General features: G+C 40.6%; 17 protein-coding genes and 1 pseudogene. 16 read left to right on the forward strand and 2 right to left on the reverse strand.

Annotation, left to right across the window (positions count from 1 at the left end; all coding sequences use genetic code 11):
* Nucleotides 1-147 precede the first annotated feature (147 nt).
* From D5S11_RS10725 to D5S11_RS10755, 8 genes are all read left to right on the forward strand, one after another.
* On the forward strand, nt 148-435 hold the full coding sequence (locus D5S11_RS10725; RefSeq protein WP_015240946.1) for an autorepressor SdpR family transcription factor: 288 nt from the start codon (nt 148-150) through the stop codon (nt 433-435).
* Nucleotides 432-1,067: an SdpI family protein gene (locus tag D5S11_RS10730; RefSeq protein WP_032869257.1), complete on the forward strand. Its 636-nt coding sequence runs from the start codon at nt 432-434 to the stop codon at nt 1,065-1,067. Before D5S11_RS10725 ends, D5S11_RS10730 begins: the two co-directional genes overlap by 4 nt.
* A gap of 229 nt (nt 1,068-1,296) precedes the next feature.
* Complete coding sequence (locus tag D5S11_RS10735) at nt 1,297-2,502, forward strand: ornithine--oxo-acid transaminase (protein WP_004393130.1); 1,206 nt, start codon at nt 1,297-1,299, stop codon at nt 2,500-2,502.
* 223 nt (nt 2,503-2,725) lie between these two features.
* Nucleotides 2,726-4,126: an amino acid permease gene (locus D5S11_RS10740; RefSeq protein ID WP_079891421.1), complete on the forward strand. Its 1,401-nt coding sequence runs from the start codon at nt 2,726-2,728 to the stop codon at nt 4,124-4,126.
* Nucleotides 4,127-4,199: 73 nt separating this feature from the next.
* On the forward strand, nt 4,200-5,090 hold the full coding sequence (gene rocF / locus D5S11_RS10745) for an arginase (protein WP_007407883.1): 891 nt from the start codon (nt 4,200-4,202) through the stop codon (nt 5,088-5,090).
* Between the two features lie 130 nt (nt 5,091-5,220).
* Entirely contained in the window at nt 5,221-6,336 is a 1,116-nt protein-coding gene (locus D5S11_RS10750; protein WP_108725213.1) for a response regulator aspartate phosphatase, read from the forward strand.
* Nucleotides 6,323-6,457: a hypothetical protein gene (locus D5S11_RS20355; RefSeq protein WP_007407881.1), complete on the forward strand. Its 135-nt coding sequence runs from the start codon at nt 6,323-6,325 to the stop codon at nt 6,455-6,457. The genes D5S11_RS10750 and D5S11_RS20355 overlap by 14 nt, the downstream gene beginning before the upstream one ends.
* 47 nt (nt 6,458-6,504) lie before the next feature.
* Nucleotides 6,505-6,978 (forward strand): GNAT family N-acetyltransferase, encoded by a 474-nt coding sequence (locus D5S11_RS10755; protein ID WP_108725214.1) that lies wholly within the window; start codon nt 6,505-6,507, stop codon nt 6,976-6,978.
* Between the two features lie 29 nt (nt 6,979-7,007).
* Here the strand turns inward: D5S11_RS10755 and D5S11_RS10760 are convergent, their stop codons facing one another.
* The gene (locus tag D5S11_RS10760) at nt 7,008-7,988 is read right to left on the reverse strand and encodes an aldo/keto reductase (RefSeq protein ID WP_015240941.1); all 981 of its coding nucleotides are present in this window, start codon (nt 7,986-7,988) and stop codon (nt 7,008-7,010) included.
* Between the two features lie 182 nt (nt 7,989-8,170).
* On the opposite strand from D5S11_RS10760, the gene D5S11_RS10765 reads away from it, so the two are divergent.
* The 8 genes from D5S11_RS10765 to D5S11_RS10800 all read left to right on the forward strand — a co-directional run bounded on the left by D5S11_RS10765 (nt 8,171) and on the right by D5S11_RS10800 (nt 18,026).
* Nucleotides 8,171-8,920, forward strand: coding sequence for a YiiX/YebB-like N1pC/P60 family cysteine hydrolase (locus tag D5S11_RS10765; protein WP_015240940.1), 750 nt, complete (start codon nt 8,171-8,173; stop codon nt 8,918-8,920).
* A 10-nt stretch (nt 8,921-8,930) separates the two neighbouring features.
* Complete coding sequence (locus D5S11_RS10770) at nt 8,931-10,094, forward strand: hypothetical protein (protein ID WP_106080285.1); 1,164 nt, start codon at nt 8,931-8,933, stop codon at nt 10,092-10,094.
* A gap of 289 nt (nt 10,095-10,383) precedes the next feature.
* A complete protein-coding gene (locus D5S11_RS19885; RefSeq protein ID WP_007407875.1) occupies nt 10,384-10,554 on the forward strand; it encodes a hypothetical protein in 171 nt (56 codons plus the stop codon).
* Between the two features lie 153 nt (nt 10,555-10,707).
* Complete coding sequence (locus D5S11_RS10780; RefSeq protein ID WP_004393147.1) at nt 10,708-10,878, forward strand: CxxH/CxxC protein; 171 nt, start codon at nt 10,708-10,710, stop codon at nt 10,876-10,878.
* An 80-nt stretch (nt 10,879-10,958) separates the two neighbouring features.
* On the forward strand, nt 10,959-11,438 hold the full coding sequence (gene rlmH, locus D5S11_RS10785) for a 23S rRNA (pseudouridine(1915)-N(3))-methyltransferase RlmH (RefSeq protein WP_013354196.1): 480 nt from the start codon (nt 10,959-10,961) through the stop codon (nt 11,436-11,438).
* Nucleotides 11,439-11,620: 182 nt separating this feature from the next.
* Nucleotides 11,621-14,728 (forward strand): AAA domain-containing protein, encoded by a 3,108-nt coding sequence (locus D5S11_RS20195; RefSeq protein ID WP_038464518.1) that lies wholly within the window; start codon nt 11,621-11,623, stop codon nt 14,726-14,728.
* 378 nt (nt 14,729-15,106) lie between these two features.
* Nucleotides 15,107-17,062, forward strand: a complete 1,956-nt coding sequence (locus tag D5S11_RS10795) for an AAA family ATPase (protein ID WP_038464515.1) — start codon at nt 15,107-15,109, stop codon at nt 17,060-17,062.
* Nucleotides 17,063-17,129: 67 nt separating this feature from the next.
* Complete coding sequence (locus D5S11_RS10800) at nt 17,130-18,026, forward strand: restriction endonuclease (RefSeq protein ID WP_025285553.1); 897 nt, start codon at nt 17,130-17,132, stop codon at nt 18,024-18,026.
* 235 nt (nt 18,027-18,261) lie between these two features.
* Here the strand turns inward: D5S11_RS10800 and D5S11_RS10805 are convergent.
* Nucleotides 18,262-18,444 (reverse strand): annotated as a pseudogene (locus D5S11_RS10805) (fructose-bisphosphatase class III); the annotation flags it as partial.
* Nucleotides 18,445-18,525 lie beyond the last annotated feature (81 nt).

The following is an 18,525-nucleotide window of genomic DNA, read 5'->3' on the forward strand; positions in this document are numbered from 1 at the left end:
AAACGCAAAAAAATTTTGCGCTTGGACGATGTTTAAAAATAAATGGAAATTAAGGTAATAAAACCATTGACTTTTTTAAGGAAATGGTTGATATTTAGATATATACTTAAATATCTAAATTATGTATGTATGAGAGGGGGAAAGTTTTTGAATAAAGCTTTTAAAGCACTGGCCGATCCTACAAGGAGAAGAATTTTGGATTTATTAAAGAAACAAGACATGACGGCTGGTGAAATTGCGGAACACTTCGACATGTCAAAACCCAGTATTTCTCATCACCTTACCATATTGAAAAATACTGATTTGGTTCACGATGAGAGGAAAGGCCAATTTATTATGTATTCATTAAATACCACTGTATTACAGGATCTTATAGGCTGGTTCTTTTCTCTGACTGATTCAGAACATGATAATAAGAAAGGCGGGGAATCATGAAAAAATATCTCTTTTCGGCAGGAATCATAGTTTTAACTGTTTTCACATGGGTTTGCACATATTCATCTTTACCGGACAATTTGGCGACACACTGGGGATTAAACGGAAGTGCAAATGATTACCAAACGAAAGCTAATGCGATGATGATGCTTATTGGCATCATGATTATTCTATATATTTTAATGGTTATCATCCCTAAGATTGATCCTAAAAATAACTACAAAACATTTATCCGGCCATATATGGCTATATTTAATACAATGTTTGCGGTTCTGTTTGTCATTAATCTGATTACCATCTTGACCGGTCTGGGATATGATCTCCCTATATCTTATTTAGGAAACTTTATAGTGGGAGTCATTTTCATGGTGTTTGGAAACTTCATTCAGATCGTTAAGCCTAATTTCTTTTTAGGGATAAGAACACCTTGGACGCTGAGCAGTGAAAGCGTTTGGAAGGATACACACAGGGTTAGTTCGAAACTTTTTGTCTTAGCGGGCATGCTCATGATGCTTGCAGCTTTTTTGCCGCCGGTGTATAGAGTGTCAGTCATTTTCATGGCTGCAATCGGCTGTATCATATTATCTTTACTATATTCTTACATTGTATATCAGAGACAATTGAATAAATAACTGTTGAGTAGGAGCAATCTAATTGGATTGCTCCTATTTTGTCAGCGGGAAACGCAAAAAAATTTTGCGCTTGGCTGAAGTTTGCACACAAACTGCCGGAAAATTTTGCGGGAAAAGAAAGAATGTTGGCGAAACATCCCGTTTTTTCGGATTGGCACGGAACTTGCTTTATAAAAAGGGAAAGCAAGATCTAATGTTGAATGATTACAAAACAAGGGGGAATCAGATTATGTCAGCTTTCACAAAATCTCAAGAAATTATCAGCCAAACTTCACATTACGGCGCGAACAACTATCATCCTCTGCCGATTGTTATTTCTGAAGCGCAGGGTGTTTGGGTAAAAGACCCTGAAGGCAATCAATATATGGATATGCTGAGTGCTTATTCTGCGGTGAACCAGGGGCACAGACATCCGAAGATCATTCAGGCGCTGAAGGATCAGGCGGATAAAATCACTCTGACGTCACGCGCGTTCCATAATGATCAGCTCGGTCCGTTTTATGAGAAAACAGCCAAGCTGACCGGAAAAGATATGATTCTGCCGATGAATACGGGGGCGGAAGCCGTTGAATCCGCTGTCAAAGCGGCGAGACGCTGGGCATATGAGGTCAAAGGAGTAGCGGATAATCAGGCGGAAATCATTGCGTGTATCGGCAACTTCCACGGCAGAACGATGCTTGCGGTATCCCTTTCTTCAGAAGATGAGTATAAACGCGGTTTCGGACCTATGCTTCCGGGTATAAAATTAATTCCATACGGAGACGCAGAAGCGCTGCGCCGGGCGATCACGCCGAACACAGCCGCTTTCTTATTCGAACCGATTCAGGGAGAAGCGGGCATCGTCATTCCGCCGGAAGGATTTTTACAAGAAGCGGCCGCCATTTGTAAGGAAGAAAATGTGCTTCTGATCGCTGATGAAATTCAGACGGGACTCGGCCGCACAGGGAAAACATTCGCGGTTGACTGGGAAAATATCGTACCGGATATGTTCATCTTAGGCAAAGCGCTCGGCGGGGGCGTCTTCCCGATTTCTTGCATCGCGGCGAACCGTGACATTCTCGGCGTGTTTAACCCGGGTTCCCACGGCTCGACATTCGGCGGAAACCCGCTCGCTTGCGCGGTATCGCTCGCATCTCTTGAAGTCCTTGAGGAAGAAGGGCTGGCAGAGCGTTCCCTTCAGCTTGGCCGTTATTTTAAAGAAGAGCTTGAGAAAATCGATAACCCGATCATAAAAGACGTGCGCGGACGCGGCCTGTTTATCGGCGTTGAACTGACAGAAGCGGCCCGCCCGTACTGTGAAAAGCTGAAAGGCGAAGGGCTTTTATGCAAAGAAACACATGATACCGTGATCCGTTTTGCACCGCCGTTAATGATTTCCAAGGAAGACTTGGACTGGGCGATCCAAAAGATCACAAACGTGCTTCAAAACGCGTAAAACTTTGATGCGGCAATGCTTTCCCTCGGCTTGTATGGAATTTACAAATAAAAAATTCAGCACACTCTATTTGCGCGGCGACAGTATTTTAGTATAATGTATCTTTATGTACGAAAATGAATTTAATATAACATTCATATACAAATAGAGGCTCTTTGGACAGCAAATCGGTTTCAAAGCACCGGCTTGGTTCCAATACAAGTTGCTGAAGGGGTGCAGAATAGTGAATACAAATCAAAAAGAGAATCAGCTTCAGCGCACAATGAAATCACGCCATTTGTTTATGATTTCTTTGGGCGGAGTGATCGGCACCGGGTTTTTCCTGAGTACCGGATTTACAATTAACCAGGCGGGACCGCTGGGCGCGGTTCTGTCTTATCTGGTCGGCGGTTTTATAATGTTTTTGACAATGCTCTGCTTAGGCGAGCTTGCGGTTGCCCTTCCCGTATCAGGGTCGTTTCAGACGTACGCAACCAAATTCATCAGCCCCGCTTTCGGTTTCGCATTCGGCTGGCTGTACTGGCTCGGCTGGGCGGTGACATGCGCCATTGAGTTTTTATCTGCGGGACAATTGATGCTCCGCTGGTTTCCGCATGTTCCCGTATGGGTGTGGTGCCTCGTGTTTGTCGGACTGATGTTTCTTTTGAACGCTATTACCACAAAAGCGTTCGCTGAGTCGGAATTTTGGTTTTCCGGTATTAAAATTTTAGTCATTCTGCTGTTTATTATTTTGGGCGGCGCCGCCATGTTCGGCCTGATTGACATGAAACACGGCGAGCAGGCTCCTTTCTTCTCTCATTTTTATGAGGATGGATTGTTTCCGAACGGCATTAAGGCTATGCTTATTACGATGATTACCGTAAACTTCGCGTTCCAGGGAACGGAGCTGATCGGGGTTGCCGCGGGAGAAAGTGAAAATCCCGAGAAAACGATTCCGCGCTCTATCCGGCAGACGGTATGGAGAACGCTTGTCTTTTTCGTTCTCTCCATCATCGTCATTGCCGGGATGATTCCGTGGAGGCAGGCAGGAGTGGTCGAAAGCCCGTTTGTCGTGGTGTTTGAACAAATCGGTATTCCATATGCCGCCGATATTATGAACTTTGTTATCTTAATTGCGCTGCTCTCAGTGGCCAACTCAGGCCTGTTTGCATCGACGCGTATCTTATATGCTATGGCGAACGAAGGACAAGCCTTTAAATCGCTCGGCAAAATAAATAAACGCGGCGTGCCGATGAACGCTCTGATCGTGACGCTGGCCGTCGCCTGCCTGTCACTGCTGTCTAAAGTGGCAGCGCCGGAAACCGTTTATATGTTTCTCTTATCATTAGCCGGACTAAGCGCGCAGGTCGGCTGGATTACGATTTCCCTGTCACAGCTGATGTTCAGACGGAGATACATCCGCGAAGGCGGCAAAGTGGAAGACCTGAAGTTTAAAACACCGCTGTACCCGGTGCTGCCTATTATCGGGCTGACGTTAAATACGGTTGTTCTGATCAGCCTCGCATTTGATTCAGAACAGCGGCTCGCCCTTTATTGCGGCATCCCGTTCATGGCGGTGTGCGTTATCGTCTATCATCTGTATGTAAAAAAGCATAAGCAGTCAGAAAAACAGATAGAGCTTTAAATCTTTTCGTGTCCAAGTCATCTTTGAGAAACCCGCACAGGACAACATACAACATGTTGAGGTGGAAAAACGGATGAACAAGAATATCTCAGTTATTGGAATGCCGATGGATTTAGGACAAGCACGACGCGGAGTGGACATGGGCCCGAGCGCCATCCGCTACGCGCATCTCATTGAACGGTTATCTGACATGGGGTATGCGGTGGAAGACTTAGGCGACATCCCCGTCAATCGTGAAAAACTCAAAAATGATGAAGAGCTGAAAAATCTGAACTCTGTGCTCTCGGGGAACGAGCAGCTCGCCCAAAAGGTGGACAGCGTCATTGAGAATGAGCGGTTCCCTCTCGTCTTGGGCGGCGATCACAGCATCGCGATCGGAACGCTGACAGGAACGGCAAAGCACTATAAACAGCTCGGCGTCATCTGGTACGACGCGCACGGCGACTTAAACACCCTGGAAACATCGCCGTCAGGCAATATTCACGGAATGCCGCTGGCCGTCAGCCTCGGCGTCGGGCACGACACGCTGGTGAATCTGGGCGGGTATGCCCCGAAAATCAAGCCGGAGAACGTCGTCATCATCGGCGCGAGATCGCTTGATGAAGGCGAGCGTGAGTACATTAAGGAAACAGGCATGAAGGTCTATACGATGCATGAGATTGACCGCCTCGGCATGACAAAGGTCATTGAAGAAACCATTGACTACTTGTCAGACTGTGACGGCGTTCACCTCAGCCTTGACCTCGACGGCCTTGATCCGAGCGACGCGCCCGGCGTAGGCACACCTGTCGTCGGCGGCATCAGCTACCGTGAAAGCCACTTGGCAATGGAGATGCTGTATGATGCCGACATCATCACTTCAGCTGAATTTGTCGAAGTCAACCCGATCCTCGATCACAAAAACAAAACCGGCAAAACAGCGGTCGAGCTGGTGGAATCTTTGTTAGGAAAAAAACTACTATAAAATATGCGCCTCCGCACCTGCGGAGGTTTTTTTGTTGCCACGAGGAAACTAGCGGGCTGCCACCCTCTTTTTGAACCTGTAAATATGATATATTTATTACACAAAATGGGAAAGGGAGGTGTCCTGACAGATGGCTGAGGTGATGGCCCACGAAACAGTTGCGAAAAAAATCAGTGACTGGTATGAGGAAATCAAAAAGCACAACACCGAATCGGCTGAGGCGTTAAGAGAACAACTGCTTACGGATCTGCAAAATATGACACAAAATCAAACGGTGCTCCTTTATTTTAATTTAATTGATTCCCGCTACAAACTTTTGATGGAAGAGTATGAGAAAACAGACGGCATTTTAAAAACGATCCAGCTGAACGCCGATAAAGAAAAAACAGACCAGATGATTCAATACTATTATTATTTCTTTTCCGGAATGCACGAGTTTTACCGTAAACGGTTTATGAACGCCATTAATTTTTACCGGATTGCTGAAAGCAGGCTCCGGCACATACCGAATGAGATTGAAAGAGCCGAGTTTAATTATCAAGTGGCGATTGCCTACTATGAAATCCGCCAAAACTACTTTGCGATGAACCATGCGGAAAAAGCATTAGAGATCTACAAAGCCAATGAAATGTACGCGGTCAGAGAAGCACAGTGTTTAATGGTGATCGGCTGTAACAGAATGGACTTGTTTCACTATCAGAAAGCCGAAGAGCTCCTGCAGACGGCGGTTCATCAAGCTGCCAAAGCGGGCGATCCGCATATTAAGGCGCTCGCCCACTTTAACGCAGGTATTTGCTATGAAAGACAGGAAAAGCTTGAGGAGGCGCGGGTCGAGTTTGAAACGGCTCTCGATCAAAAGGAGCATTTGCAATCAGCGTATTCGGTGCGGAGTCTGTACATGCTGGCCAGAGTGTTATTGAAACAGGAACAGGCGGATGAGGGCCGGTTTTGGCTGCATAAAGCGCTGAATGCCGCTGAAGAAAAAAACGAGCCCGTATACACCCAAAAGCTGCGCATCTTACAGCATGTCTTTATTGACCGCAATGAAGAAGCGCTTGAATCAGCTTTCGCCGAGTTAAGAAGGAAAGAGCTGTGGAGTGACGTTTCCGACTTGTCGTATCAGGCCGCGGCGCATTTTAAAAAACAGGAGAATTACAAACTGGCGGCGAAGTATTTTCAAGAATCAATTGATGCCAATGACCAAATTTTGAGATTAACGGAGGGGATTCGTAATGAAAACATGTAAATTCATTGTACTCTCAGCAGCCTTGGCAAGTCTCATTTCGATTGGATTATTTGCGCAAACTGGTTCAACGGCACAAGCCGAACAAATCATAAAACCGGCGGAAAACGGAGCCTTCGGATAATACTTCATGATACCGCTTTCAGTCTGTGTTTTGTAAGGAGTGATTCAATGGCTATCACGCTGCAGCCGATGACAGGACAAGAATTTCAGTCCTATCTCGCCCATTCAGCCAAGCATTACGCTGAAGAAAAGGTAAAAGCGGGAACGTGGCTGCCTGACGAAGCGCCGGAGTTAGCGGAGCTGGCGTTTGAAGACCTGCTTCCTGACGGCTTGGAGACGGCCGATCACTATTTATGGACGCTGACATTGGACGGAAAGGAAAATGCCGGCTGGCTGTGGCTGCACGCCGATCCGGACCACCCGCAGCAGGACGCATTTATTTATGATTTCGGCCTTCATCCGCCTTTCCGCGGCAAAGGCTATGCAAAAGAGGCGCTCGCAAGGCTGGAGGACAAAGCCAAAGACCTGAGTGTCCGCAAGATTTCTCTCCATGTGTTCGCTCATAACGAAACGGCGCGGAAGCTGTATGAGAAGACCGGATTTCTGGAGACGGATGTCATCATGAGCAAAAAGCTGTCATGAAAAGAGGCCCGCACGATGGGCCTCTTTTGTTATTCATCTAACAATGTCATCATGTGTTCCGGATAACGCTCGCCGGCCGCCGTGCCGATCGGAAACATCTCATCCAACCGCGCCTTCACATCCTCGGGAAGCACAATGTCGAGAGCGGCGAGGTTCTCTTCCAAGTAGTGTTTCTTTTTTGTACCCGGAATCGGAATAAGGTCATCGCCGTTTGCAAGAACCCATGCGAGCGCAAGCTGAGGCGCGGTGATATTCATTTCCCGGGCAATGGCGTTAAGTTTTTGGACGAGCCCTATATTCACCGCCAAATTGTCTCCCTGGAATCTCGGCGTTCTTCTTCTGTAATCATCGGCATCCAGCTGCTCGGTCGACGTCATCTTTCCGGAAAGAAAACCTCTGCCGAGCGGACTGTAAGGCACAAATGAAATGCCGAGCTCACGGCAGGCGGGCAGCACATGCTCCTCTGCTTCCCTGCTCCATAAAGAATATTCCGATTGAAGCGCGGCAATCGGGTGAATGCGGACGGCGCGCCTGATCGTTTCTGCGGAAGCCTCTGACAATCCGATATATCTCACCTTTCCTTCGTCTATCAGCTCCTTCATGGCGCCGACGGTTTCTTCAATCGGCACCCGCGGATCAACCCGGTGCAGATAATAAAGGTCGATATAATCCGTCCCAAGGCGTTTCAGACTGGCGTCACACGCTTTTTTCACATAATCGGGCCGTCCGTTAATTTCGATAAACTCACCCTTTTCGCTTCGGACATAACCGAATTTCGTCGCGAGGCACAGCTCCTTTCTGAATGGGGCGAGTGCTCTGCCGACAAGCTCTTCATTTGCACCCAATCCATATTGATCAGCCGTATCAAACAAATTCACGCCGAGATGAACGGCATGATGCAGGGTGGAAATCGACTCAACCTCACTCTGGCTGCCGTAGTATTCCGACATGCCCATGCACCCTAACCCCATTGCGGAAACCCGCATCGAACCGATCGTTCTGTCCTTCATATGTCCTCCCCCTTTCTTGTATGATAACCGGATTTCCTGATATTTGAAAATGGTTTATGCATATGATTTACATATTGTTATAAAATTTTTAAAAATCTGTAAATTATCTATTTTTTTATCGCAATTCCGTCATATAATACAAATGTGGAAAAATTATACTCAAAGAAAAGAGGCGAAGTAATATGTGTAAAAAGCTGTTCAAAGCCGTCCTCCCGTTTGCCCTGTCATTCACCATGGTTCTGTCGTTCTCCGGTTTGAATGTAAAAGCGAAAGAAACAGAAACAGCCCGCTACGCAAAAGAAATCGCAGACCTTCAGCAGGGCACGACCCCTCAAGACGTTCTCCAATCCGCAAAAGAGCTTGCCAAACAGAAGCACGTTTCAACAGAAGCAATTCTCAAGCAGTTTCATCAAGAAATCACGGCAGACAAGGTGCAGGGAAATGTAATCGCTTCCAAAGAAGGGCTCTCTGCGATGGGCGGATCGTCAGGAACCAAAAAACTTCCGAAAAGCACAAAAGGCAATATTTATTACACGAACTCATACACCGCTTATTACAACCACGGGCATGTCGGCATGTATTCATCCGCTGATAAAATTGTGGAATCCGTGCCGGGAGACGGCGTCCGCCAGATTGCTTATAACGGCAGAGAAGTCGAAGACAATTCAATCGTTCAGACCGTGAAAGTTACCGATGCCCAAAAACAAGCCGCCGCTGACTGGGCTGTATCAAGAGTGGGTGATGAGTACTCCTTCAACTTCGTCAATAACAGAAATACGGGCCATGAAGGCGCCAAAAACTGCTCAAAACTGCTGTGGTCGGCATTCCTCTTAAAAGCCGGGATTGATATCGACTCTAACGGCGGCTTAGGCGTATACCCGCGCGACATCACAAGCTCGTCCTACACAACCACGATTCTGACCATTCACTAAGGAGAACAACGTGAAAAAAATCATTTGGATACCTTTAGTGATCATCGCCGCCGCAGCGGTCTTATGCTTCTTCTATTTCCGCACGGAAGATCCTGCGGAGGTTGCGAGAGACACATTAAATGACCCTGATTTTCTGAAAGATAAAGAGGCGCTGCTGTATTTCTCCACGGCGGCTGATCAAGACACGTTCGGCGGCGGAAAAAGCTACGCCCTCTTCGCCGATGACAAAGGACGGCTTTCTTCTTATCACATGAAGGGGCTTGAGCTCGGATCGGCCAAAGTGCATGACGGCAGCGTGCTGCTGGAGGACAAAAAAGGAATCTACACCGTTCAAAATGGCCTTCACACATATAAAAGAGCGTACCAGCATACGGGAGACAGCGCGGGATATATCGAACGGGCGAAAGGCTTTTACACGCTGTATAATTCGGGCTACGACAAGAGCGGCGGCAGCTATCGCTCAGAGCTGTACCGCCAGATGGACGGCAGGTGGAAGCAAGACGTCATTCCGCACTATATCCGCGCTTCAGGCTTTTTTAAAGATCATCTTTTCGCGCTCACGCCGACAGATGACGAAAAAGGCTATCACGTCCAAGACATTCAGGCTGATAAAGAGAAGCTCCATACAAAATCAATCGCGGCGTGGACGTATAAAGAAGGCACGTCTGTCGAATCCCAGCTCGCCGCGGACGACAGCGCCGTCTGCTTTGTCACCAGAGGGGAAAAAGCAGATCACATCTATCAAATGGTGAAAGTTATGAGAAAGAGCGGCGCCATCAAAACGTATGATATCGCCGCTTATAAAAATGACGAACAGACTATCTATGACTCCATGCCGTTCAGCTTCAAAAAAAGCTTTTTCATGGAGCGGCGCAGCTTCTATTTCGTTGACGGCTTCGGAAACGTGTACCGTATCAACTCTGAGACCGGAAAAAGCAAAAAAGCCTTCAAGCTCCCCGCATCACGAATGAAAGCCGACTTCAAGGAGCTGACCCATCAAAACGGAAAGCTGTATCTGTTCACGTACAGCTACAAAAAGCCTGCCAAAATCGAATCCTTCGACCTGAAAACGGGCAAAAAGCTGAACGGCCTGACCATCCCAAATTTAAAAAACATCGTCACGCCGAAAAGCCATCTCAAGCTGTATGATGTGCAGGTGATGGGTGGGTTTTGAAGAGTATAAACATATCGGAAGAGCTTGCCGCTTTTGGTAAGCTTTTTATAATGAAATGTTACTGCAAGAAAGAAGGTGTTCATTTGAAATCATTCAGTATCTTCTTATTGTTGTCCGTCATTTGTATAACCATTGTTTTTGTCATAATGAATATGTTGATTGGATACCCTGATATGAGCAACGGGGCATTGATTATGATTGTATATATCGTTGTGACCCTTATGATAAGGCTATATAACAAGAGAAAAGCCGACCGAACATAGAGATAGAGGAATTTAGGAGGGAGCCGATGAAGAAAAAGCTTGCCGCGGTGACCGTAACCATTCTCCTGGTTTCCGTAATAACCAACTCTTTTTTAAACGGCGGAAAGCCGGACTGGATTGATGTTTGCTCTACACTGCTGGCGTGTCTATTAGGAATTCTGTTCGTCCTTCGCTTAGAAAAAAGAGAAAACACGTAAAGAGCCGGATGCTGAAAACACCGGCTCTTTTTGCGCGTGATTTGCCGAATTGTGGATAAAACTCAGCCCGAAGCACTACTAACATGTGTATAAATAGGTTATATTGAAAAGAGAACAATTGCCGCGTGCAAAAGAAAACCGGAGGACGTAACAATGAAAACCGCTTATTATTCTTGTGAAGAACATATCGAAACCGTGCTGGACATGTACATAGATGATCATGAGCTTCCGCCCGAAATCAGAAAAATCGAACATACTAACAGTTTATCCACAGCCTGTGAATTATGTGGGGACACTGCAACATATCTAGTAGGGAACGAATGATCCTACACAAAATACAGAAAAGATATCCACAATTGTGGACAATATATATGAATAACTTGTTTCTAAAGTGGGGATGACCTGTGAATATCAATATCGTGACAATTGGAAAACTAAAAGAAAAATACCTCAAGCAAGGCATTGAAGAATACAAAAAACGACTTTCAGCCTACGCAAAAATCGACATCATCGAACTCCCGGACGAAAAAGCCCCGGAAAACCTGAGCGACCAAGACATGAAAATCGTCAAAGACAAAGAAGGCGAACGCATCCTGGCCAAAATCAGCCCGGACACCCACGTCATCGCCCTCGCCATCGAAGGAAAAATGAAAACATCCGAAGAACTAGCCGATACAATAGATAAGCTGGCGACTTATGGAAAAAGCAAAATCACCTTCGTCATCGGCGGCTCACTCGGACTAAGCGACGCCGTCATGAAACGGGCAGACGACAAACTGTCATTTTCGAAAATGACATTTCCTCATCAGCTCATGCGACTGATTTTGGTGGAGCAGATTTACCGGGCGTTTCGGATTAATCGTGGGGAGCCTTATCATAAGTGAGTGTGGTTTTATAATTGATTAAAGAAAAAACAAATTATAAGTCGTGCCTTTTGATACAAACTAAGCAGATATCTAGTTGAAATCTAATTTTGTCCATGAAAAGCTTTGCATTTTTAAAATGAAATACACAAATGCAACATATAATTCAAGTTTTCTATATATGGATGATGACGGGGGATAGTATGAACGGAAGGAAAGACATTTTAAATGCTTGGATTACGATAGAGCAACTATCAGAAGGTTCTATTAATAAAAAAGATAAAGCGCTAAAGCCTTTACATACGGTGGAGAAGGACTGGAATAAGTTTTTTTTAGACTTTTTAACTAAACAAAAAGAACAGCAAAAGGTATCAGATAAGTTCTTCAAAAAGTCGGGCTTAGTATTATATTTTGATATATTCAATTTTCAAGAGATTGTTGACATATTGAGGGAGAAATATAAGATCGCTAAGACCCACGAAGAAGTTAGTAACTCTGACAAATTCACCTTCTCTGTATATTTTGATAACCAGTTAAATTTTATAGCAGACAAATTGTTCTATACGATGAGTGGTTATATCCGCCGACATGGCGATTTACCGAAAGATATTTTAAAAGTTGAAAACTCATTTAGAGAAAACTTGAACAGGAAATTTGATGAGGATTTTAATACCGCAATTTCTGAACTCTTACAAAATTATAATGTGACTACAGAAAATTTCCGCTATGCATTTGTGAAAAACTTGGATAATGGAGATGTGAATCTACATTCGTTCTTTATTGGAGATCTGAACAAAGCAAAGACTATCACTAATAAAAATTTGGAAAGATATTTTAATGGCTTTTCTGGATACAGAAAAAATTTAGATGGTAAAAAAGAATCAACTCATTTTAATTCACATATTTTCGAGATGATTTTGCAACCTAAATTTTATCCTTTGGGACGTTTCCCAAGTAATCCCGATTTTGCGCTTTCATTCATGCAACAGGTTGCGGTAAATCTTGCTTTACATGATGAAAATGATATTCGTAGTGTCAATGGACCGCCAGGAACAGGGAAAACAACACTGTTAAAAGATATTTTCGCTGATTTAGTAGTGCAACAGGCAGCGGAAATTTTACAGCTGTCTGATAAAAATATTCAAGGTAGTCTAGTTTATTGGCAGAGTGCTAAACTTGGTGTTTTACCGGATTCCATTTCAGATAAGAATATTATTGTAGCAAGTTCAAACAATGGGGCAGTCCAAAATATTGTTAAGGAGTTACCAAAGAAAGAAAAGATTGCTGACGATTTTCAAAAGCAACTAGAGGAAGCAAATTATTTTAAAGATGTTTCTAATTCTAAATTAACTGGTGAAGGTTTCGGAAAGAATCGCAAGATAAAAAGTGAGCTTTTAAATGAGGATAATTGGGGTACATTTTCGTTAGAAGGCGGAGCGTCAACAAACATTAACAAGTTACTTTTAACCATTGAAGTAATTGAAAAGAATTTAGAAGAAAATTATGAAGCGAATACAGATATAAGTGTATATCAAGAATTCTCACGTCTCTATGATGAATTAAAAACTGAAAGAGAAAAAATTCAAGAATATAGCGAGAAAATGTATTCTCTTCAAAAATTTAAAACCAAGCATAAGGAGCAAACCATTGCTTTTGAACAAGAAGTAACAGAGAAACGAGCAAATTTGATTTCACAGGAGGAAGAAGCGCAGCGTGAACTTGAAAGGCTTAGACAAGAAAGCGTAAATCTCCAAAAAAAGTTATCGGATTGTTCCATTGAAATCAAAAATTTGAATAATTTACAAGCTCAAGCTGAACGGAATTATGATGTAGTTACTTCACAAAAGCCAAGTTTTTTATGGCTCCAGAAAATATTTAATAAATCAAAAGTTGAGCAGTATTTCAAAAATCTCAATAATACGAATGCCCATTTAAATCATCTTTCTCAACAAAAGACTAAATTGTTAAATGAGCGCATGAAATTAGAAAATGCACTAAAGGTAAATGCTGTTAAAATCAAAAATACTCGGCAACAAATTCAGGACACAAAAGCTGATTTCGAACAATGGATGACTACTCAACAAAATAATTTTAAGAAATTGGAACAAGAAATTGCGTTATTGGAAAAACTCAAATTTCAAAGTGGAATAGAAGAACTAGATTTCTCACTAACATATGATGAACTTCAAAAGTCTAATCCATGGTTTACCAAGCGCTTTCGTATTTTACAATCAGAATTATTTATTTCAGCCTTAAAGGTTAGAAAGCAATTCCTGTATGAAAACAGAAAGAATTTGAGAGCGGCAAGAATTATTTGGAATAAACAGTCTGAATACATTGGAAAAGAGAATGGACATCAGTTAATTTCAGAATCATGGCAATGGTTGAATTTCGCTATCCCTGTTGTCAGTACTACTTTTGCCAGCTTTGGCAGGATGTTTAAAAACCTTAATGAAAACTCAATAGGTAACCTATTCATAGATGAGGCAGGTCAAGCACTGCCCCAGGCAAGTGTTGGCGCAATTTTTAGAAGTAAAAAGGTTATGGTGGTTGGGGATCCATCACAAATAAAACCAGTATTGACGTTAGATTCAAATGTCCTGACATTGATTGGAAGATATTATGAAGTTGATGAAAAATTTGTCTCTGCTGATGCTTCTACTCAAACGATTGTGGATGCCGCAAGTCAGTATGGTTTCCAAAAAAATGAGGATGAATGGATCGGCATACCACTTTGGGTGCACAGACGTTCAAATTACCCTATGTTTACGATTTCAAATGAAATCTCGTATGATGGGTTGATGGTACAAGGTAAATCAGAAGATGAGTCACAGGGAAAATCACAATGGTATGATTCAACCGGAAAAGCAAATGACAAATTTGTTAAAGAACAAGCTGACTTACTGAAAAGTCTGATTGATAATCGTTTGCAGGAAAATCCAGACTTAGCTGAAGAAATCTATGTTATATCTCCATTTAGAAATGTGGCTTATAAACTTGCACAAGTTTTAGATGAAATTAACTTTACGAAACGCGAAAATGGGAAAAAAACAAACATCGGAACTGTCCATACTTTTCAAGGAAAAGAAGCAAAAATTGTCTATTTTGTTCTTGGAGCGGACACTAATAGCAGTGGGGCAGCAAGATGGGCTGTTTCTGATCCAAATATGATGAATGTTGCAGCTACACGAGCTAAAGAAGAATTTTATGTTATTGGCGATAAGAAATTGTATGCCTCACTTGGAAGTGAAGTGGCAAATAAAACAATTTCGATTATTGACAATTACAATGCAATCAAAGGGAATTTATAATGTATGAATTTCGCAAATCAACACTGGAGTAGAATTAATTTTTTCTTAAACATATGGAGTTAGAAAAGGTAGTTGTTTCTGAATTGAATTCTGTATACCTATCTTTTTTTACGGTAAGTTTAATAGAGGGATCAAGTTTTGTTGAAACTGATAACATTTTGTCAAAAATTTAAATATATACTTGTAGGGTGAAAAACAACTAAAACTTACAAGTATACTAGGACAATCTGATGATATTAACTATGAAGATATGAAGAATAACTATAAATTAATAAGGTCATTTAGATACATAACTGCACCATAAGTGAAACTATCTATAAATATAATAATGTTGAAATTTTATGATTATGTATACAAACAGAGTAAGGATGATCTGATATGATAGTTGGAATGCTATGTAGACATTATAAAATCTATCAAGGAATAAATTTTATTCCTATTGGTAATGATTATGAAAATCCCTTTACTTTATTTATTGGTAATAATGCTGTTGGAAAAAGTTCAGTTTTAGAAAGTTTGAATACCTTTTTTAATAATGCATATTGGAATCAAACAAAGAACACAAAAGTAGATGAGGCATTTATTGCACCTATATTTTTGATAAAGATTTCTGATATTGAAGATAGTATTGAAGCTTGTCAACTCCAGTTAATTAAATTAATAAGCGACTATTTCTGGAATGTTACTGAAGATGCAAATAATAATATGAAGAATAACGGTGACTTCAAGAAATTCTTTGAATTCAGGGATGAGTTAAAGTATAAATACGGGAAAGAAGAGTTTTTGTTTTTTTTGTTAGGAATCAACTTACTAGAAAAGTCAAAAGTTTATTATAGTACTTTCACTAATGATATCCAAAAGAAATTAGGATCAAGTGGAATTGACGTTAGAGATATATCATTGATTAATTGTATCAAGGCGTACTACTCCTATATCTATATACCTGTTGAATCAATAACAAGTGACGTAATCAAGATAGAAAACAGAGAAATGCAAGATTTAATGAGTACAGATATTTTAGACGAGATAGATCATATCTTAAATGAAAAAAGTTTTAATAGCAATAGAAGTGGTAGAGCAAGACAGTTAAGCCTGATTGATTACTTAAATAGCAAGTTAGATAATTATATGAATAAAATAAACGAAACTATTGAAAAAATAGATTCAAATTACGCATATAAGGTTGAGCAGGGATATAAGAAAAATCTTACACCATTAGATGTAAGAAATAGAATATTAGAGGCTTATTTTTCAATAAGAACGTTAAAAAAAGAAAAAAAAGAAATTCATGAGTTAAGTTCAGGTGAACAAAGGATTTCTTTGATTGATATCGCAACTGCTTTTCTTCAAAATAATGTGAAAGGAAATAGAAAGAAAATAGTGTTAGCTATCGATGAACCAGAAAATTCACTTCATATATCAAAGGCTTTTGGTCAATTCGAAAGGTTACATAACTTAGTGGGAGAAAATCAATTAATTTTAACCACACATTGGTATGGTTCACTTCCTATAACAAACCTTGGTAATGTCCAACATGTAGAATTACAATCAGACAATAAAGTCTATATTAGTACATATGATTTTAATAATTACTTTGAAAAAAGAGGTTCTCTACCTGAAGATATTCAAATGAAGAGTTACTTTGATTTAACGTCTTCAATAATTAGTTCTATAAGAGCAGACAAAATACATTGGATAATTTGTGAAGGTAGTGATGATAAACTTTATTTATCACATTATTTAAGAGATATACCAAATTTAAAATTATTAAGTGTCGGAGGTTGTGGAAATGTAGTAAAAGTATACAGGTATTTATTCACTCCGTTGTTTGAAAAATATGAACAAAAAGCAATGGAAAGTAAAGTGTTATGCTTAATCGATACTGATGATATAGTACATGATTTAGAAATAAGTAGCGATATAAAAGGAAAATTAAAATTAGCAAGAATACAACCAGATAGAAAAGATAATGTAAAACTTCAGTCTGTATCCAAAGCTGGCTATTATCACCCTACAGAAATGGAGGATTGTTTGAATCCCAAAAAATATTATGAAACAATAAAGGATGAAATTTTAAAGACAACTGATGAAGAATTAATAAAGATTTTTAATAAATTTAAATTCAAAGAGGATTCAATTTTGTCGAGAGTTAAAGGTGAACAATCTTCTATTCTTGAACCACTAGAATTAGTTACTTCTGAGGAAAAGAAAAGAATATATAATTTTTTAGACAATCACCACAATAAATTCTTAATTGCTAAAAATTATACAGCTAAAGAACTTTTGGAGTTGCCAGATCTTTTTAAAGCCATTAAAACTTTTTTTGAAGGCTGAGGGTAAAGGTTGATAATTGTAATTTTCTATACACTATTGGAAAATACATTTGTTTTGGAGGTTGATTATGAAACAACTACCCTACGAAATTGTTGAACAAATGATACAATGTTTTGGTAAATGCTTTCACTATAAGGATCCAGTTGCAGCATTTATGCGTTCGTCAGATGTACCTGTAAAATTAATAAATAAATATAAAGATAATCCAAAATTCGTTTGGTCAAGGAGAGTTTTAGAAGAACTATCATATACTGAAGAGGGGTTAATTATTCAAAGAAAGGTTTTAACTAATCTATGTAATCTGAAAGATTTACCTGATAAACAAGTTACCGATAGAAACTCAGGAATTGATGCTTTGAAAAAATTAAAAAAAATAGCGTTTGAAAATGATTTATTTGTAAAAAAACAAAAAGACACAATAAATATCCAAAGAAAGTTGGCTGAGGAAAAAAAGGTAATAGTCAAAAAACGAGCTGAAAAGCTAGAAGAGCTAAGAAGAGAATATAACAATAATTTGAATGCTCTCAATCGACAGAAAGCAGGTTTTAATTTAGAAGAGTTGATAAAAAAACTCTTTGAACTTAATGATATTCAATATAAAAAGTCGTATAGAAATTCAGAAAATACTCAGCAGATAGATGGTTTTTTTAAATTCGATGGTTTTGATTATCTTGTTGAAACTAAATGGATAAGTGGTTTTCCCAGCGTTAGTGAAATAGCTAGTTTTAACCACAAAATTGAGTCTAAGCTTGAAAGTACAAGAGGTTTATTTGTTTCAGTAAATGGGTTTAGAAACGAGGTAATTAAAGAATTTAGTGGTAAGAGATCTAAAATAATATTTATGGACGGTCAAGATTTAGCTTTAATTCTCGAAGGACGAATTAATTTAAAGGATGCAATGAATTTAAAAATAGAGAAAGCTGTGCAATATGGAGAAACGTTTTTACCCCTTTATTCTGTGTAAATCTGTTATTAAAGAATGGTCATAATATTTTGAGTGAATTAACTAGTAATCAAAGTGTTCATTTGTGTGTGTTCAATTGATTTATATATAAAATATATACATAACAGTGAGTCGCATTATAAAAGGTGTATTGCCTGGAACGGAGTAATGGTTATGAAAATCTGTTATTCGTTTCAGCATGTAACTTGTGTAAAAGTGAAAGGATCACTTTTTAAAACGCTTTCGCCTACCCAATCATACTTTTGTCAAAAAGACTTTGAGTTATGAGATATTTATAATTCTGGTTGTCGATCTCGGTGCTCAACACTTCGGCCTTTGATTTAAAGTGTTTATCGGCGACGAGCTGCATGCCGTAGGAGTTGTATAAGAGCGTGTAGCCGACGATGACGATCATTTTTCCATTCGCCTTGATCGGATCTTACTTCGCTTTCTTTTAATGGAATAGGATTCTCCTCTAGCCAAATCTTACGCCTCATGTTTCTGAAGGCTAACGGTTTCC

It is taken from the genome of Bacillus sp. L75, from assembly GCF_003676355.1.
GTDB classification, from domain to species: Bacteria; Bacillota; Bacilli; order Bacillales; family Bacillaceae; genus Bacillus; species Bacillus velezensis.